This window comes from Teichococcus rhizosphaerae, from assembly GCF_002631185.1.
In the GTDB taxonomy this organism is placed as follows: Bacteria; Pseudomonadota; Alphaproteobacteria; order Acetobacterales; family Acetobacteraceae; genus Pseudoroseomonas; species Pseudoroseomonas rhizosphaerae.
Map to the genome: position 1 here is coordinate 17,995 of NZ_PDNU01000046.1, position 22,331 is coordinate 40,325.

22 protein-coding genes and 3 pseudogenes are annotated in these 22,331 nt (G+C 64.5%); 10 read left to right on the forward strand and 15 right to left on the reverse strand.

Annotated features, from left to right (window positions below):
- The 3 genes from CR162_RS18450 to CR162_RS18460 all read right to left on the reverse strand — a co-directional run bounded on the left by CR162_RS18450 (position 1) and on the right by CR162_RS18460 (position 1,435).
- The gene (locus tag CR162_RS18450) at positions 1-318 is read right to left on the reverse strand and encodes a hypothetical protein (RefSeq protein ID WP_141563224.1); all 318 of its coding nucleotides are present in this window, start codon (positions 316-318) and stop codon (positions 1-3) included.
- Positions 296-1,006 (reverse strand): transglycosylase SLT domain-containing protein, encoded by a 711-nt coding sequence (locus tag CR162_RS18455; protein WP_099097002.1) that lies wholly within the window; start codon positions 1,004-1,006, stop codon positions 296-298. The genes CR162_RS18450 and CR162_RS18455 overlap by 23 nt, the downstream gene beginning before the upstream one ends.
- A 72-nt stretch (positions 1,007-1,078) precedes the next feature.
- On the reverse strand, positions 1,079-1,435 hold the full coding sequence (locus tag CR162_RS18460) for a hypothetical protein (protein ID WP_141563225.1): 357 nt from the start codon (positions 1,433-1,435) through the stop codon (positions 1,079-1,081).
- A 403-nt stretch (positions 1,436-1,838) separates the two neighbouring features.
- Between CR162_RS18460 and CR162_RS22505 the strand changes: the two genes are divergently transcribed.
- The 3 genes from CR162_RS22505 (at position 1,839) to repC (ending at position 4,469) form a co-directional block, all read left to right on the forward strand.
- Positions 1,839-2,051: a hypothetical protein gene (locus CR162_RS22505; protein ID WP_176559914.1), complete on the forward strand. Its 213-nt coding sequence runs from the start codon at positions 1,839-1,841 to the stop codon at positions 2,049-2,051.
- Between the two features lie 385 nt (positions 2,052-2,436).
- Positions 2,437-2,775, forward strand: coding sequence for a hypothetical protein (locus tag CR162_RS18465; protein ID WP_141563226.1), 339 nt, complete (start codon positions 2,437-2,439; stop codon positions 2,773-2,775).
- 329 nt (positions 2,776-3,104) lie between these two features.
- The gene (repC, locus tag CR162_RS18470) at positions 3,105-4,469 is read left to right on the forward strand and encodes a plasmid replication protein RepC (RefSeq protein ID WP_281255014.1); all 1,365 of its coding nucleotides are present in this window, start codon (positions 3,105-3,107) and stop codon (positions 4,467-4,469) included.
- A 360-nt stretch (positions 4,470-4,829) separates the two neighbouring features.
- Here repC and CR162_RS22510 read toward each other — a convergent pair whose 3' ends face one another.
- Positions 4,830-5,168, reverse strand: a complete 339-nt coding sequence (locus CR162_RS22510; RefSeq protein ID WP_176559916.1) for a transposase — start codon at positions 5,166-5,168, stop codon at positions 4,830-4,832.
- Between the two features lie 93 nt (positions 5,169-5,261).
- Here CR162_RS22510 and CR162_RS18480 point away from each other — a divergent pair.
- Positions 5,262-6,492, forward strand: a pseudogene (locus CR162_RS18480) (IS3 family transposase).
- A gap of 128 nt (positions 6,493-6,620) precedes the next feature.
- On the opposite strand, the gene CR162_RS18485 reads toward CR162_RS18480, so the two are convergent.
- Complete coding sequence (locus CR162_RS18485; protein ID WP_099097007.1) at positions 6,621-6,821, reverse strand: hypothetical protein; 201 nt, start codon at positions 6,819-6,821, stop codon at positions 6,621-6,623.
- 24 nt (positions 6,822-6,845) lie between these two features.
- Positions 6,846-7,331 carry a type IV secretory system conjugative DNA transfer family protein gene (locus tag CR162_RS18490; RefSeq protein ID WP_176559917.1) on the reverse strand — a complete coding sequence of 162 codons (486 nt, stop codon included), beginning with the start codon at positions 7,329-7,331 and terminating at the stop codon, positions 6,846-6,848.
- 426 nt (positions 7,332-7,757) lie between these two features.
- Between CR162_RS18490 and CR162_RS18495 the strand changes: the two genes are divergently transcribed.
- Positions 7,758-8,663: a replication protein RepA gene (locus CR162_RS18495; RefSeq protein ID WP_099097009.1), complete on the forward strand. Its 906-nt coding sequence runs from the start codon at positions 7,758-7,760 to the stop codon at positions 8,661-8,663.
- A gap of 312 nt (positions 8,664-8,975) precedes the next feature.
- On the opposite strand, the pseudogene CR162_RS18500 reads toward CR162_RS18495, so the two are convergent.
- Positions 8,976-9,122 (reverse strand): annotated as a pseudogene (locus tag CR162_RS18500) (ATP-binding protein); the annotation flags it as partial.
- A gap of 457 nt (positions 9,123-9,579) precedes the next feature.
- Here CR162_RS18500 and CR162_RS18510 point away from each other — a divergent pair.
- Positions 9,580-11,667: a recombinase family protein gene (locus CR162_RS18510; protein WP_099097011.1), complete on the forward strand. Its 2,088-nt coding sequence runs from the start codon at positions 9,580-9,582 to the stop codon at positions 11,665-11,667.
- A gap of 6 nt (positions 11,668-11,673) precedes the next feature.
- Here CR162_RS18510 and istB read toward each other — a convergent pair whose 3' ends face one another.
- Both istB and istA read right to left on the reverse strand, forming a co-directional pair.
- Entirely contained in the window at positions 11,674-12,336 is a 663-nt protein-coding gene (gene istB, locus CR162_RS18515; protein WP_099097012.1) for an IS21-like element helper ATPase IstB, read from the reverse strand.
- Positions 12,326-13,854, reverse strand: a pseudogene (istA, locus tag CR162_RS18520) (IS21 family transposase). The gene istB and the pseudogene istA overlap by 11 nt, the downstream one beginning before the upstream one ends.
- Positions 13,855-13,905: 51 nt before the next feature.
- Between istA and CR162_RS18525 the strand changes: the two are divergent.
- The gene (locus CR162_RS18525; protein WP_141563227.1) at positions 13,906-14,616 is read left to right on the forward strand and encodes an ATP-binding protein; all 711 of its coding nucleotides are present in this window, start codon (positions 13,906-13,908) and stop codon (positions 14,614-14,616) included.
- 57 nt (positions 14,617-14,673) lie between these two features.
- On the opposite strand, the gene CR162_RS18530 is transcribed toward CR162_RS18525, so the two are convergent.
- The 5 genes from CR162_RS18530 to CR162_RS22515 all read right to left on the reverse strand — a co-directional run bounded on the left by CR162_RS18530 (position 14,674) and on the right by CR162_RS22515 (position 18,153).
- Positions 14,674-15,249: a hypothetical protein gene (locus CR162_RS18530; protein WP_099097014.1), complete on the reverse strand. Its 576-nt coding sequence runs from the start codon at positions 15,247-15,249 to the stop codon at positions 14,674-14,676.
- Positions 15,250-15,432, reverse strand: a complete 183-nt coding sequence (locus tag CR162_RS18535; RefSeq protein WP_099097015.1) for a hypothetical protein — start codon at positions 15,430-15,432, stop codon at positions 15,250-15,252.
- Positions 15,433-15,642: 210 nt separating this feature from the next.
- Complete coding sequence (locus tag CR162_RS18540) at positions 15,643-16,203, reverse strand: toprim domain-containing protein (RefSeq protein WP_141563228.1); 561 nt, start codon at positions 16,201-16,203, stop codon at positions 15,643-15,645.
- A gap of 665 nt (positions 16,204-16,868) precedes the next feature.
- Positions 16,869-17,738: a hypothetical protein gene (locus CR162_RS18545; protein WP_099097017.1), complete on the reverse strand. Its 870-nt coding sequence runs from the start codon at positions 17,736-17,738 to the stop codon at positions 16,869-16,871.
- A 214-nt stretch (positions 17,739-17,952) separates the two neighbouring features.
- Positions 17,953-18,153, reverse strand: a complete 201-nt coding sequence (locus tag CR162_RS22515; protein ID WP_176559918.1) for a hypothetical protein — start codon at positions 18,151-18,153, stop codon at positions 17,953-17,955.
- Between the two features lie 87 nt (positions 18,154-18,240).
- Here CR162_RS22515 and CR162_RS18550 point away from each other — a divergent pair, with 87 nt between their 5' ends.
- From CR162_RS18550 to CR162_RS18560, 3 genes are all read left to right on the forward strand, one after another.
- Entirely contained in the window at positions 18,241-18,903 is a 663-nt protein-coding gene (locus tag CR162_RS18550) for a ParA family protein (RefSeq protein WP_099097018.1), read from the forward strand.
- Positions 18,900-19,286, forward strand: a complete 387-nt coding sequence (locus tag CR162_RS18555; protein WP_099097019.1) for a hypothetical protein — start codon at positions 18,900-18,902, stop codon at positions 19,284-19,286. The genes CR162_RS18550 and CR162_RS18555 overlap by 4 nt, the downstream gene beginning before the upstream one ends.
- A 1,078-nt stretch (positions 19,287-20,364) precedes the next feature.
- Positions 20,365-21,690, forward strand: coding sequence for a glycosyltransferase family 25 protein (locus CR162_RS18560; protein ID WP_176559919.1), 1,326 nt, complete (start codon positions 20,365-20,367; stop codon positions 21,688-21,690).
- A 483-nt stretch (positions 21,691-22,173) separates the two neighbouring features.
- On the opposite strand, the gene CR162_RS18565 is transcribed toward CR162_RS18560, so the two are convergent.
- A partial coding sequence (locus CR162_RS18565) for a transposase domain-containing protein (protein ID WP_141563229.1) occupies positions 22,174-22,331 on the reverse strand: 158 nt, incomplete at its 5' end.

The window sequence follows — 22,331 nt, forward strand, 5'->3', positions numbered from 1 at the left end:
TCAGATGCCCATCCAGCCGACGATGGTCTCGAGGTTGGCCACCACCAGGCCACCACCGAGCACGCAAAGGATGGCGGCGCCGCGGAACTGCCACAGGAACAGCATCACGCCGATCAGGCCGACTGCTGCCATGGCCAGGCCACGGATCCAGGTGCTGCGTGCCCATTCAACACCCAGGGTGAAGGGATCGCCGCCCTGGGCCAGGGCTAAATCCGGCAGAAGCAGCCCGGCCAGCAGCGCGAGGGAAAGGACGCCAAGGGTGCGGTTCCGCGCGCCAGCCCCGCGGGCCAACGCTTTATGGGCGAAGAGGGACGTCATTCGGACCTTCCATGGTGATGCCGCGCAGCCTGACCGGCGCCGCCGGCTCAGGATCGGGTGGCGGGGGTTCCGCAGCATCCGGCTGCGGGCAGCGTGCCCAGACATCCCACGCCGGCACATCACAGCGCGAGCGTGCGGAGATGGGCGCATCAGGGCGAGGCGGCGGCACCGCCGTCGCGCCATCGGCATCGCGATGGCGGAGCGCGGGCACGATCTTGGTCTGGTAGGCAGTGTGAACCTTGCCAACGTAGCCGTTGGTCAGGCCGCGCGTCGGCGTGCCGGTGTTGTAGCAGGAGAGCGTGGCATCCAGCCGCGCCGCCTCCAGCCGGTCGTCGCCAAAGCGCGTCCAGCAATCAACCAGCACATCGGCGGCCACGGATAGGGCTGAACAGGGATCAAAGGCCGCCGCGATCGGCAGGCCGAGACGCTGTAGATGGCCGGCACGGTAGTTGATCTGCGCCAGGCCCATGTCGATATTGTCGATGCCACTCGACAGCAAGGCCTCGACCGCTGCAACAGCGTCGTCAGCCGAGTTGAAACGCCGCGAGGAGGTGGTGCGGCCCTTCACGTTCGTCGCGACGACGAAGGGATGGTAGCGGCTCTCTGTGCCGATGACGGCCAGCAGCGTGCCGCGATCCACCGTCGGGGCGCAGCTCGGCGCCATGGCGAGCACGGCCGCGATGGTCAACGCGACACTCACCGAGAGGCTCGGCGCCGTAGCGCCAGCACGCTGGAGCCGCTCTCCAGGCGCGGATGGCGCCTAGCGGTCGGATGCCCCGTCAGGCCGATCCGAAGGCGCTGGCTCGCTCGCTGCCACGAACAGCGTGCGGTACTTGCGGAGCTTGGGATCGTCGGCCTCATGCAGGACCATCGGGCCCGGGTAGTGCAGCTCCTCGCGAACAAAGCCGACCAGGCGGGTAAGGTCGCGCCAGGAACGGGTGCCCCGGCCGGCCCACAGGCCAATGGCCACGTAGCCACGCCGCCAGGAGGCGGCGAAGTAAGGCACGAATTCGGCCCGGCCGTCTGATCCACGCTGCGTGACGACGATGACGTTCTCGATGCGGCCACCATTGGCGATCGCCGCGCGCGCATCCCCCTCAGCCATGAACTGTGGCACCCAGCCTGCTCTCCCTTTTGGAGGAGAGGGGTATCGGATGATTCGGGGCCGCTCGGCAACTCACGGGTTGACGGGGGGAGCCTTGCCCCGGCCGGGTCTTGATCAAGGCTGCCGGAGCCGAGCGACCATGCGGCATGGCGAATAGGCGCGGGAGCCTCCGCGGGGACTGCGACAGAGGATGACGTTCCAGCCGGGCAGGCACGGGGCCGTTCCGGCGGGCGCCGGTAGATCGGTGCCGTCGAGTACCGCTGGTCACCTAACCCGGGTTTGGTCGTCGACATCACAGACCTGCCCTCATCACCATCCGAACCGCTCGCCGCCGCATCACCGCCAGTATCAAGATCGAAAAGAGGATTTCCCAATTCTCTAATCTGCTTTGTCCTCACGGGGTGTAAGCGTATGGGTGCGCGAGCGCTCCGGCAACCCGTTTTTGGCGAGACAGGAAAGAAAATGCAACCCTGGCGTGTTCGATCTGACGGATGATTCTGCACCGGCAATATTGCGTTCTCGCAAGATCGGACCCGTCTTCTTCCAGAATCAACCAGCAGAGATTCAAGTGATACACTTCATCGAAGATGGATTAATCGCTGCCGATCAGCGCGGATTCGGTGGTTGAGCGATGTTGAGCCGGTGAGCAGATGGCTGTCAGCCAACATCGCCTCTGCGCGCCACCAACATCATGCTGGTTGCATCTCTCGAGACAATCGAGGCAGAGGATCCGCGGCTTCACTCCGCAGCTGTCAGACGGAATACCTTCAGCAGAAGGCATCGCGGTCCTTCCAGCGCCCCAGGAGGTCGCCGGTCTCGGAGGAGTTCCTGCGATCGGACGACGGCCTCGCAGGGGCTGGCGTTCGTTCGGCCTCTGTCGGCCGTTCTGGCTCATTCGGCCGTTTTCGGGCATCCTCGCCGCGGGAATCCACTCTGGGTGGCGACCCGCAAAGGGAATTGGAGCCTGTTGGGTACCGAGCATGGTGCGCCCGCTGACCGAGAGAACGGCTAACATGGCCAAGCTGGACGCTCCTTTGCCTGCAGGCTTTGCGGAAGCCATTCAGCAGCTCGTGGACCAACGTAATCGCGAGGGGGGGCCTGGCCACAGGCGGCTCTACCCTCGGGATCTGCACGAGGAAGCCCTCCGTGAACTGATTGGGCGGGCTGAGGCTGGAGAGGCCATCCTGTTCCTGGCGCCGCCCTCCGCGAAGGTCCGCAAGTCATTCTGGATCGATCAGGATCTCAAGCATGGCGTCGACCGTCTCGCGACGGAGCACGGCGTCACGAGAACGGCTGTGTTCGTGACGGCCTTGCACACCTACCTGGAGCGGCAACAGGCTCCCTCCAGCTGAGCTTTCGGTCAGAAAAATACGCAATATGCGTATCTTTATGGCTAGACATTCGCCTCGTCGCCACGGCAAGTTGGTTCTGCTCGCTACGGTTGTACCGGAGCGGGCGTGATCTCAACCGCCTTCTGGGGCCGATGATGGCGCGCTGATAGAGAAAACGGCCGGTGCCTGGCAGCACCGACCGTTCCTGAACTCGGCAACCCTAAACTGGGCTCCATTTGCAGACCCAGGATAGGTTTTGGCCTTCCTCCTCGTCAAGCAACCTCTTGCCTGACGACAGGAGAGTCGCGTCTAATGAGTTCGGGCGGCGCGCTCGCGAGGAGCGAGCCATGATGAGTGATCAACCCGTGCCACGGCTGCCACGACGCACGGGGCGACGTCGCACGACTGGCGCGCAACTGCAGGCGGTTGCCGGCTTGTCCGGACGCCTCGATGAACTCGACCGCGGTCGCGTGCTGGCCGCCTTTAAGGCGGCGGCTCCCGCTATGGGCTATGCGCCTTACGTGGTGCATATGCTGGATCTGCTGTTCCGCTACTCGGCAAACCAGGATTGGAAAGCCGGGCAGCTCCGCTATGTGTGGCCCTCCAACGAAGTGTTGGTCGGCAGCACCGGGCTCACGCTCAGCGGTGTTCGCAAGCGGCTACGCCGGCTGATCGACCTCGGCCTGATCCGCGCCCACGACATCGGCACCGGGCGACGCTGGGGACACCGGGACTCGCAGACCGGGTACATTCTGCAAGCATCAGGCTTCGATCTCAGCCCTGTGGGTGAGCGTATGACCGAGTTCATCGCCGTGGCTGAAGCGGTGGAGGCGCGTCGGCGTGAGATCAGGATGCGGCGCCGGGAGTGCAGCGCCTGGTCGCGTAAGACGCTCTCGCTCACCGACCATGGGATCGCGGCCGGATTGGGCGACGTGGATTGGTCGTCTCTCGCGACCGAGGCCGAGAGGCTCGCCGCTTTGGTACGGACCGAGGGCGATCCCGTGGAGCTCGCCGCCATCGAGGCCCGTCTCCGTCGCCTCCACGAGGAGGCCGAGCGGCAGCTTCGGGTCGCCTCGCCGGCCCTGGAAGTGGTGGACAGTGCACCCCAGGATGCGCTGCCGGGCACCCCTATTACACCTACAACCCAGCTTTCTATTGCTGAAGCAGTGACAGCAGCAGAAGGCTATCCAGCGCACCACGATGGCGGTGCGACGACCAGGTCCGCGATGATCGAGCCGATAGTGGCGCGGCAGCGCTTCGGCCGAAGCGGCGACTTGCTCAATGGGTTCCCCATGAGCCCCGCCCTGTTGCTGCATCTTGTCCCTGCGTATCGGGATTGGGTGAGATCGGCCGCACCAGCTTGGGACGACATCCAAAAGGCTTGCGAGGTGGTGCGTGCGCAGTTGGAGATCCCACCACAGGTCTATGGCCATGCCAGGGTGGTGTTCGGGACAACCGGAGCGCTCATTGCGATCGGCACCATTGCCGTCAAGCACGCCGCGTGGCGTGTCCACAATCCTGCAGGCTACCTGCGGCGCATGATCGAGCGGCATCGCTCCGGTGAACTGCATCTCGATCGGACACTGCACGGGCTTGCCGCCGCTGCAGCCCGAGAAAGCCGAGGTCAGGAATCACTGCGCGGTCCAACTCTTCGCCAGAAAGTTACACAAACCTCGGCCCTTCCTCCATCACAAAGCGAACTTCCAATGCCTTGATCAGGCGAGAGGTGGCTCTTCTCGGAGGTGCTTTCCGTCAATCCGGCCCACCGGCGTCACGCTTATCAACCAGTTCTTTGTTCTTTATTTGTTTTACGAGTCTCATTTAGCGTCGCGCTCATGCCTGACCCCTCGCAACCTCCCGCCCCGCCCCCTTTCCCGCTGCCGCCCGGCCTGTCCGCCGCCTCTGCGGAGGAGGTGGCGGACGCCCTGGCCTATGCGCTGCGCTATGACGAACGCGGCAAGCCGCCCCCCTCCGACGGCCAGTTGGTATCAAGCGATATCAGGAGCCCGGCCACCGGCTGTTGATTTGCGTTGAGACCTGGGCTCTCCCGCACTTTCCATGCTGCTGTTTTGGCCTCATGAGGGGCAGAGAACGCGGGCACGAAGGAGCTCAAAGCCGGCGCGGCCGTACATCGTGCGCTTGATCATCTTAAGCCGGTTGATCTGGCCCTCGACAGCGCTGGTACTCCAGGGCAGATCGAGCGCGGCTTGCATAGCCGCGATGTTTTTGCGCAACTCGGCGACAAAGCTCGCGAGAGAGGTGGCGACGGCCTCGTCCAATACCGCATCGAGCCTGTCGTCGCTCTGCCGCCGCAGCAGGCGGGCGATGCGCTTCGCGACAGCCACTGTTGCTTGCAGGACAGGTACTTTGCCCAGCAGGCGCATGACGAATGCGCGGTCGAGTTCAGTGGGCATTTCGCCGTTTGCCATCAGCAGGCGCGTGGCAGTCCTCCGCTCCACGGTTGATTGAGACACCCCGCAAGCGGACGGTATCCGCCGATGGGGTGCATGATGACGACAGAGAGGATGGATGCCGCTGGTCCTGGCCGCGGTGGTCGGATGTCGCGGCAGCGCAAGCGGGACGCGGTGCTTTGGTTGCTGCGTGGCGAGGACCTGGAGACGGTCTCGCGGGCGCTGGGTGTGACCGCCGCAACGCTCAGCGGCTGGCGCGACGCCTTCCTGGCGGCTGGCGAGGCGAGCCTGGCCACGCGGCCTGCTGATGGTGAGGCGCTGGAGAGCGAGCGGCTCAAGGCCAGGCTGGGCGAGATGCTGCTGGAACGCGAGTTGCTGGAGGCCAAGGTCGCGGCCCTCGAGGGTGGCCGCCCTTTGGCCCGGCGGAGGTCACGGCCATGAGCCTGACGGTCTCGCCCAGCAGCGGCAGGCCCTATGGCTTGACCCGGGTATGCCGGATCTGGCGGGCAGCCCGAGCCACGGTCTACCGCCATCGCTGCCACCCCGGACGGAGCCGCCCAGGCGACCTGGGCCGGTCGGGCCAATGCCGGATGCGGCGCTGCTGGAGGCGATCCGGGCCGTCCTCGCGGCCAGCCCCTTTCATGGCGAGGGCCACCGCAAGGTCTGGGCAAGGCTGCGCATGCAGGGCGTGCGGACCTCCCGGCGCCGTGTGCTGCGGCTGATGCGCGAGCACGGCCTGCTCGCCCCATCGCGGGTCGGCAGCCCCCGGGGCCCGCGCAACCACGACAGCACCATCATCCCTGACGCGGTGGACATCATGTGGGGCACTGACATGACCACCACCTGGACAGTTGAGGGGCAGGCGGCGGTGTTCGTCGCCGTCGATCACCACAGTGCCGGGTGCGTGGGCCTGCATGCCGCCCGGCGTGGCACGCGCTTCGAGGCGCTGGAACCTCTCAGGCAGGACTTGCGCCAGCACTTTGGCGGCTTCGCCAAGGGCATCGCAGCAGGTCTCTCGCTGCGTCATGACCACGGCTCGCAGTACATGTCCGACGCCTTCCAGGGCGAGCTGACGTTCCTCGGCATCAAGAGCACGCCCGCCTTCGTGCGTGCGCCCGAGGGGAACGGATGCGCCGAACGCTTCATCCGGACGCTGAAGGAGAACCTCCTCTGGGTCCAGACCTTCGACACCGCCGAGCAACTGCGCCAGGCACTGCTCGAGTTCCGGCGCACCTACAACTCAACCTGGCTGATCGAGCGTCACGGCTTCAGAACACCGGACACCGTCCGCCAGGATCAGCTTTCACCCGAGGCTCTCGCCGCATAGGCTTCAATGAGGTGTCTCAGAGACTGCGGGCGGTACATAGGCCTGCATCCGGTGGGGCGGCACGACGAAGTAGAGGGACATCGGCTTGCCCGCCACGAGCGCCTTCAGGTCGATCGTGGTGCGGTCCGTCAGGCGGCGCACCAGTTCGCTCTCGAACAGGCGGATATATAGGCCACGGTGGTGGCCAGCACACTGCCGCGCGTTTCGCGCTCCGGCATCTGCAGGAAGGCTGCCCATGCGGCGTTGACTGCCCGTATCAGCGGCCGCTTCGTATCCAACAGCTTGGCGATATCGTACACGGGGTCATCGCCCATGTAGAGGTCGTACATCGCCGAAAGCTTCGGGGCGCACTCCTAGGTGAGCTGGTACGCGCTCCCGACGGCCAGCATCGTCTCCGACCAATCAATCCAGAAGAAATCGCGGTTGAGGGAGGTCGGCCGCTCGACCATCTCCGCCGCGATCGAGCGCGCCACGGCCGCCACGGCGTCGCCCAGCATCACCGCCATGTCCAGCGGGTTGAGGCAATCGCCGTCAATCTTGCCATCACTAAGATCGATCAGGTGGACGTCCTGCCCCCTCGCTCGCCGATGCTCCGCGGAGAGACGATACGCTTCCCCCTTCACGTCCAGACAGATGAACTGACCCGGATAGGCGCACGCCGTGCAGATGACCGGGCCGCTGGTCTTGCCGCCGCCGGTCGCCGCGAACGTGATCAGCGGCGCGTCGCCGTGATAGGCGATGGCATCCGGCTCCGTGCCGGGGGATACCGTGGTAGCGTGACGGAATCCGATCGGGGGACGCGACCGCACGAGGCGGCGTCCGAGCAGCAGCGGGGCCATGGAGCGCTCGTGTCTGGGAGCGGCGAATCCTTGCATGGCGGCGAATCCCGGCGCCAGACAAAAGAGCCGGGCGCCTGCGCAACCGTCAGGAGGCGCTTCGATGCTCCGGCCTCCCGCCACGGCAACCATTTCGAGCATCGGCGCCGTGGAGGTCAGTCACCACCACCTACACTGGATTCAATCCGTTTTCGATATCGAAACAGGGCAGTCCGATTCGCCGGGGGAAGGACCATGATGTTCTCCACAGGACCGGTCCCGTCAGCATTGGACTCTGGTGGCGCCATCCTGGACTCTGATGGCGCGACTCGCTTCTATCCCCTGGATTCTGGTGGCACAGACTAATAGTTCATCTCAAATATCTTTCGAATAGCTCGCGCCACCAAAGTCCAACTTGCCCTGACCCCGCGGGGCGTTCACGTTGCGGCCATGGCCGACATTCACCGCCTGATCCTGACGCACGGTATCGACGAAGCCCGTCGGCAAGCCGCCAGTGCGCACGAGCGGGCGGTGGTCGAGGCGGCCTACCAGGTGCTCAGCGAGGAAACGGAGAGCATCGGGTTCACCTACTCGGGCTTCGCGCTGACCTCCCTGCCCCACAAGGAGCAGCAGGAGATGGTCTGGCGCCGCGAAAGCCACAACCTGAGCCTGGTACTGCAGTCCGGCACCGACCGCCTCGGCAAGGTCGTGGGGCTCCCCTACGGCTCCTACGCCCGCTTTATCCTGCTGTTCTTGCAAAGCGAAGCGGTCAAGACCGGCAGCCGCGAGATCGAGCTTGGCCGTTCCATGCAGGTCTGGCTCGGACGCATGGGCCTGTCGATCGGCGGCAACAGCTACCGGCTGGTGAAGGAACAGGCGAAGCGGATCTCGGTGTGCCGCCTCACCTTTTTCAGCATGAACGGCGACCAGGAAATCCTGCGGAACGGCGGCTTCGTCGAGGGGGCGATCAGCATGACGGGCATCAGCACGTCGCCCGATCAGCCGTCCCTCTGGCAGGACAAGGTCCGACTGGACGAGGCCTTCTTCAAAGCGCTGCGCGACCATCCGGTGCCGGTGAGCGAAGGGGCGCTGAAGGCGATCGGCCCGCGCTCCATGAGCCTCGATGTCTATATCTGGCTGGCCTACCGCCTGCACGCGCTGAAGCGGGACACCGACGTCACTTGGCCCGCGCTCTACGGCCAGTTCGGCGCCGGGTTCAAGCGCCTGCGCGCCTTCCGCGCCCAGTTCCTCGAGAGCCTGCAGCTGGCGCTGGCCGCCTATCCGGAGGCGCGGGTGACCGTGAACGAGGTCGGTGTGACCCTTCACCCCTCGCGCCCGGCCATCGCCAAGCTCTAGATGCGCCACCAGAGTCCAACCCTCGATCCAGGCCGCCCCCATTCGGGCGGCCTTTTTCATGGTTGGGCGGGATTATGGGAGACGCGGCTCCTCGATCCTTGGACTCTGGTGGCGCCCTGGCCTGCTGCGGACCGCCGCCTGCGTCCTGACGGCCCTCCGGCAGGACCTCGCCCAAAGCGCAGGGAGCGAATACTGTACAGCATTGGCCGGGCGTCCTCTTTCGGCTATTGTGTTGATTGCCACTGAGAGCTGACCCGGGGTTGCCACGAGGATCTGACCCGGGTTGTGGATGCGGGTTTTTTTCAGATCCCGTCAGGTGGGCTGTGGTTTCCTTTCGCGATGGGCCTGGGTGGCGGAGCTGTTCCTGAAGCGGAAGCTGTCGTTGCCGGTCTCCAGGATGTGGCAGTGGTGGGTAAGCCGGTCGAGCAACGCCGTGGTCATCTTGGCATCCCCGAACATTCCGAGCTGCCCCTGATCTCGAACGCGTGGTGTCTGGTGTCATGGTCACGGACCAGCGCCACCCGCTGTTTGGGCAGCAGCTGAGATTGCTGTCGCTGACCTGCGGCCGGGGTCCTGCCTTCGTGGCGGTGGCCCTGGCGGATGGGCGCCGCCGGCTGCTGAGGCGGGCGGAGACGGACCTGGAGCGGCCCCTGGCACCGGAGGCGGCGCTACCCCGCGTCTCGGCCCGCGCGTTGCTGCCACTGGCGCAGCACATTCGGGGCATGCTGGCCGTCTCCCGTCAGGAGGCGTCCCATGCCGAGTTCCCCGCATCCAGCTCGCCACGACCGACCAGCTTCGACGAGCCCTCCGCGATCCCGCCGGCGCCCATGCCCCGTGCTGCCGGCAACGACGCGGGCACAGTTGGCACGGCAACTGGCATGGGTGCTCCGGCGCGTCCGGGTCAGGGAGGCGGATCATGCTGACCCGGCCCGCTGAGGTGGCCGAGCGGGTGACCACGGCCCATCGCGCCAAGCTGGCCTATGTCTATATCCGGCAGTCCTCGGCGGGCCAGGTCCGTCAGCACCAGGAGAGCACGGAACTCCAGTATCGGCTGGTCGACCGGGCCGCCGGCCTTGGCTGGCCGCGCGAGCGGATCGCGGTGATCGACGACGACCTGGGCAAGTCAGGCGCCACCAGTGCTGGGCGGCAGGGCTTCCAGCACCTGATCGCCGAGATCGGCCTCGGCAAGGCCGGACTGGTCCTCAGCCTCGACGCGTCGCGGCTGGCCCGCAACAACCGCGACTGGCACCAGCTGCTGGAATTGTGCTCCATCTTTGGCGTGGTCATCGCCGATGGCGAACGCCTGTATGATCCAGGTGCTTATCATGACCGCCTGCTGCTGGGGCTGTCGGGCATCATGAGCGAGGCGGAACTGCATCAGATCCGCCTGCGCCTGCACCAGGGCGAACGTCAGAAAGCCGCGCGCGGCGCCCTCCGCCTGCCGCAGCCGGCCGGGCTGGCCCTCGGGCCTGGTGGCGCGATCATGCTCAACCCGGACGAGGAGGTGCAGGCCCGCCTCCGGCTGGTGTTCAGCACCTTCCAGGCACTGCAGAGCGCCAAGGCGGTGATGCGGGAACTGCAGCGGCACGGCCTGGCACTGCCGGTCCGTCCGCTCCGCGGGCCAGGGCCGCACGAGGTGGTCTGGCGGCCAGCGAACAACGCGCGCGTGCTGCAGATCCTGCAGAACCCGGCCTATGCCGGCGCCTACGTCTATGGCCGCCATCGCCACGACCCTCTGCGGCGCCGTGCCGGTGCACCCCATCCTGCTATCATCAGGGTTCCGGTCGAGCAGTGGCCGGTGTGCCTGCGCGACGCTCATCCAGGCTATATTGGCTGGGAGGAGTTCATGGCCAACCAGAGGCGCCTGGCCGGCAACGTGGCCTCACACGCGGCGGAACGGCCGGGGGCGGCGCGGCGCGGTTGGGCATTGCTGCAGGGCATCGCGGCCTGCGGCCGCTGTGGCCGGCGCATGGCGTTGCGGTACTCCGGACCGCATGGTGACTTCCCGCTCTACCAGTGCAGCGCGGATCAGGCCCAGGATGGCAGCCCGCGTTGCCAGGAGGTGCGGGCCCTGCTGGTGGATGCGGAGGTCGAGCGCCTGCTGCTCGAGGCCCTGGCGCCGGACCAGATTGCCCTGGCGGTCGCAGCCATCGACGACCTTGATGAGGATACCCGGCTGCTGGAACGGCAATGGGCGCTCAAACGCGAGCGCGCCCGGTACGAGGCCGAGCGGGCGCGCCGGCAATACGATACGGTCGAGCCGGAGAACCGCCTGGTCGCCCGCTCGCTGGAACGGGTCTGGGAGGAGAAGCTGCGTCAGGTCGAGGTGGTGGAGCAGGAGTATGAGGCCTGGCGCCGCAACCAGGGCGCGCCGATAAGCGAGGCCGACCGCTCAGACGTCCTTGCCTTGGCACGAGACCTGTCCCGCGTGTGGCAGTCCGCGGAGGCGCCGGAGCGCAAACGCATCACACGCCTGGTCATCCGCGATGTCGCGCTGGATCAAAAGCGCGAGCAAGGTGTGGTCTGGCTGCGGATCTCCTGGCAGAGCGGCGCGATAAGTGAGCACCGCGTGCAGCGCCGGGTGCGGTCCTACGCCGATTGCGCGGACCCGGCTCTGCTGGAGCGACGCATCCGCGCATTGAACGCAGCCGGCAAGATGGACCACGAGGTGGCGTCCATCCTCAACGCGGAGGGCATCGTGTCGGCCCGTGGAGCGCCGTTCCTGCACGGCACCGTGCACCTGCTGCGCAAGCGATGGGGAATCCGGAGCGCCAAGATCAATGGTGACGCCGCCAACCCAGTACGCTGGCCGGACGGCAGCTACTCGATCCGGGGCGCCGCCGCGGCAGTCGGCGTCACGGCGCAAACGGTGTTCGGCTGGCTCCGGAAAGGCTGTCTGCAAGGGCAGCAGCTGGCGAAGGGCCAACCGTGGCAGATCCACCTGACCAGTGAGCAGATCGCTGTCCTGCGGCAACAGGTGCGACGCACCAGACGATCCAAATAGGAGGTATCATGATGTCATCGGCTCTCCGAAGATCGCCGCCCACTCACTGAAACTGAGGTTGGTGGTGATGATGACGCTGGTCTGCTCGTAGAGCTTGCTGAGCAGGTGGAACAGCAGGGCACCCCCTGAGGCGCTGAACGGCAGGTAACCCAGCTCGTCGAGGATCAGCAGGTCGGCATGGAGCAGGCGGGTGGCGATCTGCCCGGCCCTTCCGGCGGCTTTCTCCTGCTCGAGCATGTTGACCAGCTCCACCGTGGAGAAGAACCGCACCCGCTTGCGGTGATGCTCGACGGCCTGGACGCCGAGCGCGGTGGCCACGTGGGTCTTGCCGGTGCCTGGCCCGCCGACCAGCACGATGTTGTCGGCGCTGTCCATGAAGGCACCGGCGTGGAGCTGGCGCACCAGGGCCTCATTGAGCTGGCTGCTGGTGAAGTCGAAGCCTGTCAGGTCCTTGTAGGTGGGGAACCGGGCGGCCTTGAGCTGGTAGGCGATGGAGCGGACCTCGCGCTCGGCGAGCTCGGCCTTGAGCAGCTGCGACAGGATGGGGATCGCGCTCTGGAAGGCAGGCGCGCCCTGCTCCGTCAGTTCGGCCGCGGCCTGCGCCATGCCATGCATCTTGAGGCTGCGCAGCATGATGGTGATGGCGGCGGCCGCCGGGTCATGACGCATGGCGGCCTCCCTGCCTTGGGCGCAGGCTGTCGTAACGGGCGACGTTGGCCTTGGGCTCCTGCGCCAGCACCAGGGCCTGGGGCGCCTCGATCGGCGGCACCTGGGAGGTAGCCCCATCGGTCAGCCGGTGCAGCAGGTTGAGGATGTGGGTCTTGCTGGCGACACCGGCCTGCAGTGCCATCTCCACGGCGACCAGCACAGCCTGCTCGTCGTGCTGCAGCACCAGGGAGAGGATCTCCACCATCTCCCGGTCGCCGCCGGACCTGCCATGCAGCTGACGCTGCAGCTGCCGGAACGCCTCTGGCAGTTCGGCGAAGGGTGCGCCGCTGCGCAGGGCGCCGGGTTTGCGCTGGACCACAGCCAGGTAGTGCCGCCAGTCGTAGACGGTCCGGCCCTGGCCGTGGTGCGACCGCTCGATGATCCGCTGGTGCTCGCAGACGACAGCTCCCTCCGCCACCACCAGGATGCGGTCGGAATAGATCCGCAGGCTGACCGGCCGGTTGGCGAAGGAGGCGGGCACGCTGTAGCGGTTGCGGTCGAAATGCACGAGGCAGGTGGCGAGACCCGCTTGGTCTCCTCCACGAAGCCGTCGAACACCCGCCGGACCGGCATCAGGCAGTCCACCTCCTGCCGCCAGGCCGCGGCGACGCTGCCGGGCTCCACCCCGTGCGGGATCTCCTCCCAAAGGGTGAGGCAGCGTTGCTCCAGCCAGGCGTTCAGCGCCTCCAGGCTGGCGACCTGGGGCATGGGCTGCCACAGCCGGTGCCGGGCGTCCCGGACGTTTTTCTCGACTTGGCCTTTCTCCCAACCTGACGCCGGATTGCAGAATTCAGGCTCGAACAGATAGTGGCTCGCCATGGCCAGGAAACGGGCGTTGACCTGCCGCTCCCGGCTCGGGCCGATGCGGTCCACGGCGGTGCGCATGTTGTCGTAGATGCCGCGCCGCGGCACGCCACCCAGCACGCGGAAGCCGTGGTTGTGGGCGTCGAACAGCATCTCGTGCGTCTGCAGCAGGTAGGCCCGTACCAGGAAAGCCCGGCTATGGCAGAGCTTGAGGTGGGCGACCTGCAGCTTGGTCCGCTCGCCGCCGATGACGGCATGCTCCTCGCTCCAATCGAACTGGAACGCCTCGCCCGGGCCAAAGGCCAGCGGCACGAAGACACCGCGGCCGGAAGTCTGCTGCTGGCGCTGCCAGTCGTCCCGCCAGGCCCGCACAAAGGCAGCGACCCGCCGGTACGAGCCATCGTAGCCGAGCCCCACCAGATCGGCGTGGAACTGCCGCGCGGTGCGTTTCTGTTTGCGTGACCTGCGGGCGTCCGTCCGCAGCCAGGCGGCCAGCCGCTCGGCAAAGGGATCCAGCTTGCTGAGGCGGTTAGGGGTCCTGAAAACAGGCTCCACAGCCTCGGACCGCAGGTACTTGCGAATGGTGTTCCGCGACAGGCCGGTCCGGCGGGCGATCGCGCGGATCGACAGGTGCTCCCGGAAATGCCAGCGCCGGATAACGCTCAACAACGCCATGTCCAACACTCCCGCTGCCCCCGCCCAAAAGGCCGAGGCTAGCGTCCGAACATGGGTCAACTCTCAGTGGCAACTTCACCCCAAACCGGGTCAGCTCTCAGTGGCAATCAACAGGATGACGCCCGGCGGAACCAGCGCGCCTCCATCGAGGGGTGCCTGGCGGCCGTCGCGCAACTGTTTGACCATCCCATCTTTCAGCGGACCGACCACGTGTCGGTGGACGACTTCCTGTCGACGTCTATGCGGCTGGATTTGAGCAAGCTGCCGGACGACATCCGCTTCATCGCCACGGAGACGCTGCTGCGGAAGCTGTTCCGGGTGCTGCGCCTGAAGGGGCCGATCCCGGTCCAGCCGGCCGACGACCGTCAGCGCTTCCGTCTGTTCGTCATCATCGATGAGGCCAAGATCCTGGGCCTCGGCGGCGGCGACCGCGACCGCTCCGACAACATCCTGAACGAACTCATCACTGAAGCCCGGAAGTTCGGCCTAGGCATGGTGCTGGCGTCCCAGATGAGCGACCATTTCAGCGAGGAGGTGCGGGCTAACGCCGCCACATGGCTCGTGCTGAAGCCGATGGACATGAAGGAGGCGAAGCGCAACGCGCCGAACGTGTCGGTCGATCCGCAGGATCTGCTGCAACTCGCCGGGCGGGGTGACGGCTACTACCGGGATCGTCCGTCGAGCCGCGCGCGGCGGATCCAGGTCACGTCGCTCTCGGCGCTGGAGCGCGCGGTTGCCGAGCCGGTGACGTCGAAAGACTGAGCCGCACCCCGGCGCCGCGGATCCCGGCGGCGCCGGCAACACCAGTTCGGCGTGGCGTCAGTTGCCCGGCGGGACAGGCGTCGAGACGGGGGGTGGCGAGGCGCCCTTGAACAGGGCGAACAGCGAGGGATCGCGCTGGTAGATCATCGCGATCACCAGGACGATCACGCTAAAGGCGAGCGAGGCGATGATGCCGGTGAAGGTATTCGGCAGCCAGGTGCCCTTGAACGAGGTGGCCTTTTCGACCCGTTCCCGGATGGCCCGCGCCTCGACCAGCGCCGTCTTGTTGTTGGCTTCGACGAGGCGGGAGATGCCCTGGACCTCGCCAAAGATGGACGCGCGCACTGCCTCTGCCTTTGCTTTTTCGATCTCGTCGCGCATGTAGGTCTGCGCCGCCAGCGCGAACGTCTCGGACGCGGTCGCGCGGATTTCGACAAACCGGCTCATCGGCAACTCGGCGATCCATTGATCGACCTCCGCCGGCGCAGGCGGCCTGCCCTTTAGTTCCTCGAAGCGCGTCGCCCAGTCATACTTGCTAGCGGCGTAGGCGGCGTAGGCAAGGTGCGCCACCTCCGGCGAGGCGTCAGGATCAGACAGGAAGTGCTCGAACACCTCCCGGTCGTTGTTCGGCATCTACTTCTTCTTGGTGAACAGGCCGGTCTGCCGGTTGGCAGTCGTCAGCGCGCTGGCGACCTTCGCCGCGCGGCTCGCCCGCAGGGTGGCCACGGCAGCCGAACTCGCCCGCACGGACGCGCTGAGCGCGACGGTGCGTCCGGTGCTCTTCGTCGTGTTGCCGCCCGTCTTCGGCGCAGCCATGCCTGCGTCTCCTTGTCTGCCCCTTGGGGCCGTTGGACCCTAACATGGTTGTGGGCTTGGTGAAAATGAATGCCCACCAGCGTAGTGGCCTTACCGGCCCATCCCTGCCCCGGCGTGACCCGCCGTGCCGCCGTGCCACCCCGCACGCGCCTTCCCACGGGAACGGACGGCGGACATGTCTTTTTGCCTTAAGACATTTTGTACAAGTCGTTAGGTGACGTTTGGTCCGTAGGTGTCGGCGAAGTCGAGCCAGTCGGTGCCCTCCTGATGAGGCGCAAACTCCGGCAGCAGCACCAGCCCGCCGACCGCGGTGGCCGCCTCCTGCGCCTTCTTCTTGCCGACATTCGGCAGCGGCGGATCACGCTGGGGCAGGTGGTGGTCGTTGTCCGCGGCGAAGACCTGACGGACACTCAGGTATCTTCCCTTCAGTTCCAGCGCGACCGGCAGCAGGTTGCCACTGTTGAAGGCAATGGCCAACGGTAAGCCGAGCATCTCTCGTAGCGCCGCCGCCGTGGCGAAGCCCTCCGCGACCAGCAATGGGCGGCGGGGGCTCACCTCCTGGGCTCCAAGCAGCGTGAAGTAGCCGTGCGTGCGTCCGTCCGGCAGGAAGATCTTGCCACCGTCCGGATCGATGATCCGCAGGTTACGGATCCAGCCCCGCTCGTCCTTCAGGGGCACCAGCAACTTGCCGGTGGCGTCCTGTCGCATCCCGTGCGGCAGGACCCCCTTGCGGGCCAGGTAGGCGTTGCCCGTCGCGTCCAGGCCGCGCATCCACATTGCATAGGCCTGCTTGCCAACCCGCTCCTCGGCGGCCTTGCGCTCGACCTCTCGCGCCGCCCGCCTTGGCGCCGGACGCTGGCTTCGCCTCCCAACTGCGGGACGCATAGGCCGACGCCTTGGTAGAACTGGCCCCGCTGCTGCAGGAGTACACGGTCCACTGATGGTGGGGAATAGCCATGAAGAAAAAAGAGAATAGCGCAGATATACATGTAAATAAATACAGGCGGATTCTACGGGTACGGCGGGTATCCTGTCAAGAAAAACGCTGGAAAAAATCAACAAATACTTTACCATCATTTTTCCCGATGCGGTTGTTGCATGATCGGCGTACCCGACATCATTGCTTCAGACCTCGTCGCTCAGCGGCACCACTGCTGAACGGCAAACAGGAACCTCGGCCAAGGCTCCAACTGCCATCCCGTGCGGCTCTCGCTTCGGCGATCCGCGTCTATGACAGGTCATCCCCTTTTTCCCGGGAGAAGGGCACGGACCTTCGGGGCGGCGACGGCCGCCGTCGACAGTCACCGGGCGCTGGTCTTCAGCCCGGATTATCCCCGTCTGCGATCACAGACATCATGCTCGGCAATCCACTTGCCTCACCTCCTTCAGGCATCTTGTACAAGATGCCTTATAGAAACGATCAGCGCTTCGCGGCCCTACGCCTCCTTGATATCGAGGCTCCACCGGAACTCCTCGCGGCAGGGCGAGCCCGGCGCGCTGACCCGCTTGATGCGGACGCGATAGCCATCGAAGGTCAGGTCGTATCGGATCAGGCCCTCGATGAGCGAGAGCGCCTTCTCGTCCCACACCCGCCAGGTGGCGTTCGTGCTGAGACTGCTCAGTCCGAACGTCAGTTTGCGCGGGGACGGGGCATTCCAGCCCATAAGTTCATCCGAGAGGTCAAACAGCCGATCGCTGCTCGAAATCACCAGCCGCTCCCCTCGGTAGAAGCGCAGCGTGGAGCGTGGAGGCCATTTGAAGTCGTCCGGCACGATCTCCCGCGGCTGCCCCTTACGAGCTTTCTTCGCCGTGGCCACCTTGCGGGTGAGTTGCAACTCCGTCGCGGTGCTACGCGCGATGATGTCTTGATTGCGCACCAGGAACGTCTGCATCCAGGACCAGATCCAGGCGTAGTGCCCGGAGTTGGCGGTTGAACTGATCTTCTTGACCACCAGTCCGCCGCGCTCGCGGAGATCCGCAATGACCTCGCGGATGAAGGCATCGCGGGTGATGGTCTCCGCCCCGGCATCCGCAAGGCGTTCCGCGGTGCGCCGCATGAATTGCAGCAGCTGGCTCGGCGCGAAGTCATCTTCGGTGAGGCTGTGCTTCACCTCGGCTTCCAGCTTCTGACGCGCCCTCAGGACCGTCATCTCGAAGTCGCTACGGGGTCCCTGCCCGCTGCTCGGCTCGATGCCGACCGCCTCGGCGAGCACGGCGGTGCAGCGATTGTAGGTTTTCGACGAAGCCCGGATAGCCTCGAGGGAGGTCTTGTCCTTCTGTGCGCGCCCGGTGGCCGTTCGCGGCATGTCGATGTCACTCCGTGTGGTAATGGCGTGCGGAACCGTCCGCATCAGGCCGCACGGCAGCAGCGCGCCGGAGAGACCGTGCTTTCCTGAAGAGCACAGTGGCGTCGGCTGCTCAAGCTTGTTCCGTGGAGCACCGCCTCAGCGACAGGTACAAGACGCTTCTCCGCCTTGATGCCTCTTGTCGATAGTGCCTTGAGCGCGACCAGACGGCTCCTCATGGTCTGATACTGCCAGCAGCGGAAGTCGCCGCTGCCTTCCTGCTCCGGCGCATCTTCGCCTTGTGGCAGAGAGGCAACATCGCTTCTGGAACAAAAGGCACCAATTCCTTCATGATAAAACGCCTTGAGGCATCAAGGCCGTAAAGCCCTTGTAACTCGCCGAAAGTCGCGGAAACCCTTCTGCCCGAAGTGATCATGTACAAGATGCCTTGAAGTGATTAGGCGTTGCGGCCGGAGTGCTTTGCCTCCATCTTGCTCTACCGCTTTCAGGCAGGAAGGCATCTATGGCAACGATTTCCGTCGCGAGTGACAAAGGGGGACCGGGCAAGACCACCACGGCCATCCTGATCGCATCCGAGTTGGCGCTTGACGGGTACCGCGTCACGGTTCTCGACACTGACGTCAACCAGCAGGCCGCCGCCTTCGGCCGGAAGGCCGAGATTGCCGGACTGACGGTGGTCGGCGACGTTCGTGAGGACAACATCCTGGCCGAATTGCGCAAGGCAGAGGCGGAGAGCGAGATCGTCATTGTCGACCTGCCCGGCGGATCCTCCACGCTGGCGCTGAAGGCCATGCACCGCAGCCACTTCGTGCTGGTGCCGACGCAGGCGGCGCTGCCGGACGTCAAGGCGGCCATGAAGACCATCGCCCAGATCGACGACGCGCAGGAACTGTCGCGCACGCCGATCGCCCGCGCCATCATCTGGACCCGCATACTGCCCGGGTTCGAGAGCCGCGGCGCCCGGCACGTGCGTCAGTCGGTCGAGGCCGATGAGACGCTGCCCATCCTGAAGGCGTCCATGATGGAGCGTGCCGCATTCCGCGAGATCCACATCACGGGCAAGGTGCCCCGTCAGATCGATCCGGCCAGCGCCGCGTCCGCCAATGTCGCCGCCGTCACCGCCGAGTTGCTCCAGCGTATCGCCCAACTGGCCGAGGCCGCATGAACAAGCTTCCTCCAATCACCGACGAGATCCGCCAGGCCGGCAAGAAGCTGGACCTGAACCTGAAGCCGCGCCCGGAACTGGACGACGCCGCCATTGAGGCCAACTCGCGCTCGATCGGGGAGCGCTACGGCTCAAACACGCAGATCTCGTCGGTCGATCCCGTGCGCCCGGCCACCCGCCCCGCCGCGCCGCCACCCCCAGCGATGGCGCCACTCACCAGCGTGCGGTTCGACTGCCCGGACTACCTGGACAAGGAACTGGCGATCCGGGCGGCGGAGGAGGGAGTGACCAAGACGTACCTCATCCTCAAGGCGCTAGGCGAGGCCGGGTATCGCCTTGATCAGGCCGACCTGGTCAAGGACCGGCGGCGCGTCCGGCGCTAAGGCAACAACGCCCAAACACATCTTGTACAAGATGCCTTGCGGCTTTGTTCCTTTGAGGCATTTTTCGCCTGAAGCGCTGAGTGGGGCACACTGCCTGACGCCGGGCTGTTAGATCGCGCCTGCCAATGCCCGATGGCCGTCGCAAGGAAGGACGACTCACTGGTCGACGCGGACCGGGTAACGGCAGGCTTGCTCTGGGATAGACGGGCTCGACAGCGACTAAGGGGCGGGCAGGGGAAGGGGGTGCAATGCCCCAATCAGAACCTGTTCGCTCTCTATCGCTGAGCGATAACGAGGGCGTGCCGGACTACTCCACCCGCCACCACAGCCGCCCCCGTCCGCGGAGCAGCCTCCGCCGTCACCACCGGTGGAGCCGCCTACGCCGAAGTCATTGCCCCCGCGCTTCACCCGGTCCTGGTTGCCGCCGTAGGTAAGCCGCACCAACGTGGCCGGCAGTACCACCATCACCAGCAGCATAGACCATGACCACCTCCGCTTGGGGATCAGGCACGTTCTGTCAGCCAGGGGGAGTCTACGCCGCCAGCGGATGGCATGTCACCAATAAGGCAATCAGGCTCTGCACGGCGACTCTGGCACGATAATCAGAGGTTATCAGGTGCAGGACATATCCTGCGGAGGCAGGGCAACAGAAAGTCAGTCGTTCATGTCGTGGATCATGCTGCGCAAGCGACGCCAGCTGGCTCGAAGAATCCACACTGCCAGCAGCACGGCCGCTGTGATCAGCGCTTCGTCCGGCCAGTCAGGTAACCAGCTAGGTGTATGGTCTCGGGGTGTGGTGTGATGGGTTCAGCCCAAAACGTTCAGGCTCTTCCGTCCAGGCCTAATAGATATACTCGGAAGACGTGAGGCCGCGCAGCGGCTCGACCGTCGCCCAAAGATCATAGGGAACAAGGGGCTTCGCCATGCCCCAACAACGTCGCTCAACCAGTTTCGTTAGACATTTTAAATCCACGGCTATGCACGCAAAAGTGAAATCTATAAAATGCCAAAAGGACGATCGACTTACAACAATCTAACAGCTCCGACACGGGCTGTGTTATGTATACAAAGGTGTGAAATGACAGAAATAAGTAAAATAACCAGTAAAAGAGAAATAATTCGTAAAGTAATTTTTGAGGAAGACAAAGAAGGAATAATAGAGATATTAGAAAAATACGAGGCTGATGAAATTTCCGGCGATGCGCTCAGCCGGTACTGGGATATTGAACCCGGTAAGCGCGATCGATATCAGAACGGCCTTAGACTGCTGGTAGAAACTCATGCCGAAATGGGGTCGAATCCGTTCGACTTTTGGGAGGTGACATTTCGTCGGATTCACCAAGCCGAAGGGCGTTCCGCTGCCGCTGACTGGATTGAGGCGAACTTCAGCAACCTTCCATGTCATCAGAGAACCTATAGGATAGTCATAAAATTCTTCGTCTTCTGCGAACGGCTTCAACAAGCACGCGCGTACTTGGATGAGGCTCTTGTCACTTGGCGCGGCGGCGAATTTAGCGACATTCTTCCTATGCTGTACGCGGCAGAAGGAGACTTTGAAAAATGCGCGTCTCTAATTCCGGAAGATGCTTCTAAGCGCGGCTTTGATGCAGTGCGCGCATATGCAGGCATCGCAAAAATGACCGGGCGGTGGAACACAGCTAAAAAACTACTCGAGAGCCTTTCAGGCAACCAGAAGGACCACATCGACAAAAGAGCAATCGCTCAGATCGATACTTTCATTTCGATTTCGGGCCGAGATTTTGAAGGTGAACTTCCCGTCTATGTGATCGCGGATATAGGCTCTCCCCGGTTTAGGCGCGTTTCGCAATGCCTTAAAAGGTTCGGTTTGCCGTTCCAAACCGTGCCTCCAATTTACGGCTCCGCACTTCCCACCGAGGCGCTCAAAACTTTGTCTCGCCGACAATTTTCTAACCAAGCCGAAATGGAAAAGCTTGTCGGAACTTTTTTATCCCACGCCAAAATATGGGAACTGGTTCGATCTCGCGAGCAACGGCGTGCTCTTGTTCTTGAAGATGATGCTGTCCTTTGCGTTCATCCAAGCGTGGCTCTGACAGCTAATGGCGCAAAAGATTATGACTTCCTGTTCGTCAACGAGCGGATGGAGCACTCTGACCTCCTGCCGATTGGAGTGCCGCAAACGATTCCTCTCCCAACCCTTATAGAGCAGAAGAAGCCGCGCGTTATTGGGGCAGATATGTACGTACTTAACGACAGATGCGCAGATGGTCTTCTGCGCGAGATGCAATCTGGCGGTGTAGTTATGCACGTGGATAGCTTCATTGCGCACTTTGGGATGAAGCAAGCAGGATCGCGAGAGGGTCTGAAGTTCGGATGCTCTCTGCCTGCGATAGGCGTTGAATGCGCAAAGTTTTGGCGAGAGTAGTGATTTGAAGTATCTGACCACTTCCAGAAACCTCGCGACTTTGGCTGCTGAGAGTGGTTTGAGACTGCTGCGGCGGCAGCGGGAGGGTTGCAAGGTGCATAGCCCTGGCGAGGGGACCACTGACCTGGACACTTCAAATACCTCGCTGTTGAGGTGCTGAGCTGATTCTCATGTTCGTTGTCAACGTGCAAGGTCATGAGTATCCGCCGCGCGCGGCGGTGTCCGGCTGATCAGGTTGCACAGGGGAGGACGCGGCGGCGCAAGACGACGGTTGATCAGACTCTGATGCGCGGGCTGGTTACCGCAGGACCGGTGTTCGTCTTGGGCCTTCCTCTGTCTCAGTGTCGCGGGTTGGTGCCGCCGAATCAGCGCGAGGGTTGCCCTGACCTGCCGCCGCGCCCACCCCTGTGCAACGAGGGGACCTCCTTATCCTTTCCAATTGCCGTTTCTGGGTACCCATCCGGTGATGGCCGCGGTTGACGTTCAGGCGGCAGCGGTTGCGGGCGCTTGAGCACGCTGCCAGTTCCACGGCAGAAGTTTATCGAGCCTGGAGGCAGGGTGGTCAGCGATGCGGGCGAGCACATCGGCAAGCCAGGCACGCGGATCCACATTGTTCAGCTTCGCGGTGGTGATCAGCGCGT

Bases quoted from the DNA above. Each gene is read 5' to 3' on its own strand.
- CR162_RS18450 (WP_141563224.1), bottom strand. From the start codon at position 318: ATGACGTCCCTCTTCGCCCATAAAGCGTTGGCCCGCGGGGCTGGCGCG.
- CR162_RS18465 (WP_141563226.1), top strand. From the start codon at position 2,437: ATGGCCAAGCTGGACGCTCCTTTGCCTGCAGGCTTTGCGGAAGCCATT.
- repC (WP_281255014.1), top strand. From the start codon at position 3,105: ATGAGTGATCAACCCGTGCCACGGCTGCCACGACGCACGGGGCGACGT.
- CR162_RS22510 (WP_176559916.1), bottom strand. From the start codon at position 5,168: ATGCCCACTGAACTCGACCGCGCATTCGTCATGCGCCTGCTGGGCAAA.
- CR162_RS18485 (WP_099097007.1), bottom strand. From the start codon at position 6,821: ATGTACGACCTCTACATGGGCGATGACCCCGTGTACGATATCGCCAAG.
- CR162_RS18490 (WP_176559917.1), bottom strand. From the start codon at position 7,331: ATGGCCCCGCTGCTGCTCGGACGCCGCCTCGTGCGGTCGCGTCCCCCG.
- CR162_RS18495 (WP_099097009.1), top strand. From the start codon at position 7,758: ATGGCCGACATTCACCGCCTGATCCTGACGCACGGTATCGACGAAGCC.
- CR162_RS18510 (WP_099097011.1), top strand. From the start codon at position 9,580: ATGCTGACCCGGCCCGCTGAGGTGGCCGAGCGGGTGACCACGGCCCAT.
- istB (WP_099097012.1), bottom strand. From the start codon at position 12,336: ATGCGTCATGACCCGGCGGCCGCCGCCATCACCATCATGCTGCGCAGC.
- CR162_RS18525 (WP_141563227.1), top strand. From the start codon at position 13,906: ATGGGTCAACTCTCAGTGGCAACTTCACCCCAAACCGGGTCAGCTCTC.
- CR162_RS18530 (WP_099097014.1), bottom strand. From the start codon at position 15,249: ATGCCGAACAACGACCGGGAGGTGTTCGAGCACTTCCTGTCTGATCCT.
- CR162_RS18535 (WP_099097015.1), bottom strand. From the start codon at position 15,432: ATGGCTGCGCCGAAGACGGGCGGCAACACGACGAAGAGCACCGGACGC.
- CR162_RS18540 (WP_141563228.1), bottom strand. From the start codon at position 16,203: ATGCGCGGCCTGGACGCGACGGGCAACGCCTACCTGGCCCGCAAGGGG.
- CR162_RS18545 (WP_099097017.1), bottom strand. From the start codon at position 17,738: ATGCCGCGAACGGCCACCGGGCGCGCACAGAAGGACAAGACCTCCCTC.
- CR162_RS22515 (WP_176559918.1), bottom strand. From the start codon at position 18,153: ATGATCACTTCGGGCAGAAGGGTTTCCGCGACTTTCGGCGAGTTACAA.
- CR162_RS18550 (WP_099097018.1), top strand. From the start codon at position 18,241: ATGGCAACGATTTCCGTCGCGAGTGACAAAGGGGGACCGGGCAAGACC.
- CR162_RS18555 (WP_099097019.1), top strand. From the start codon at position 18,900: ATGAACAAGCTTCCTCCAATCACCGACGAGATCCGCCAGGCCGGCAAG.
- CR162_RS18560 (WP_176559919.1), top strand. From the start codon at position 20,365: ATGACAGAAATAAGTAAAATAACCAGTAAAAGAGAAATAATTCGTAAA.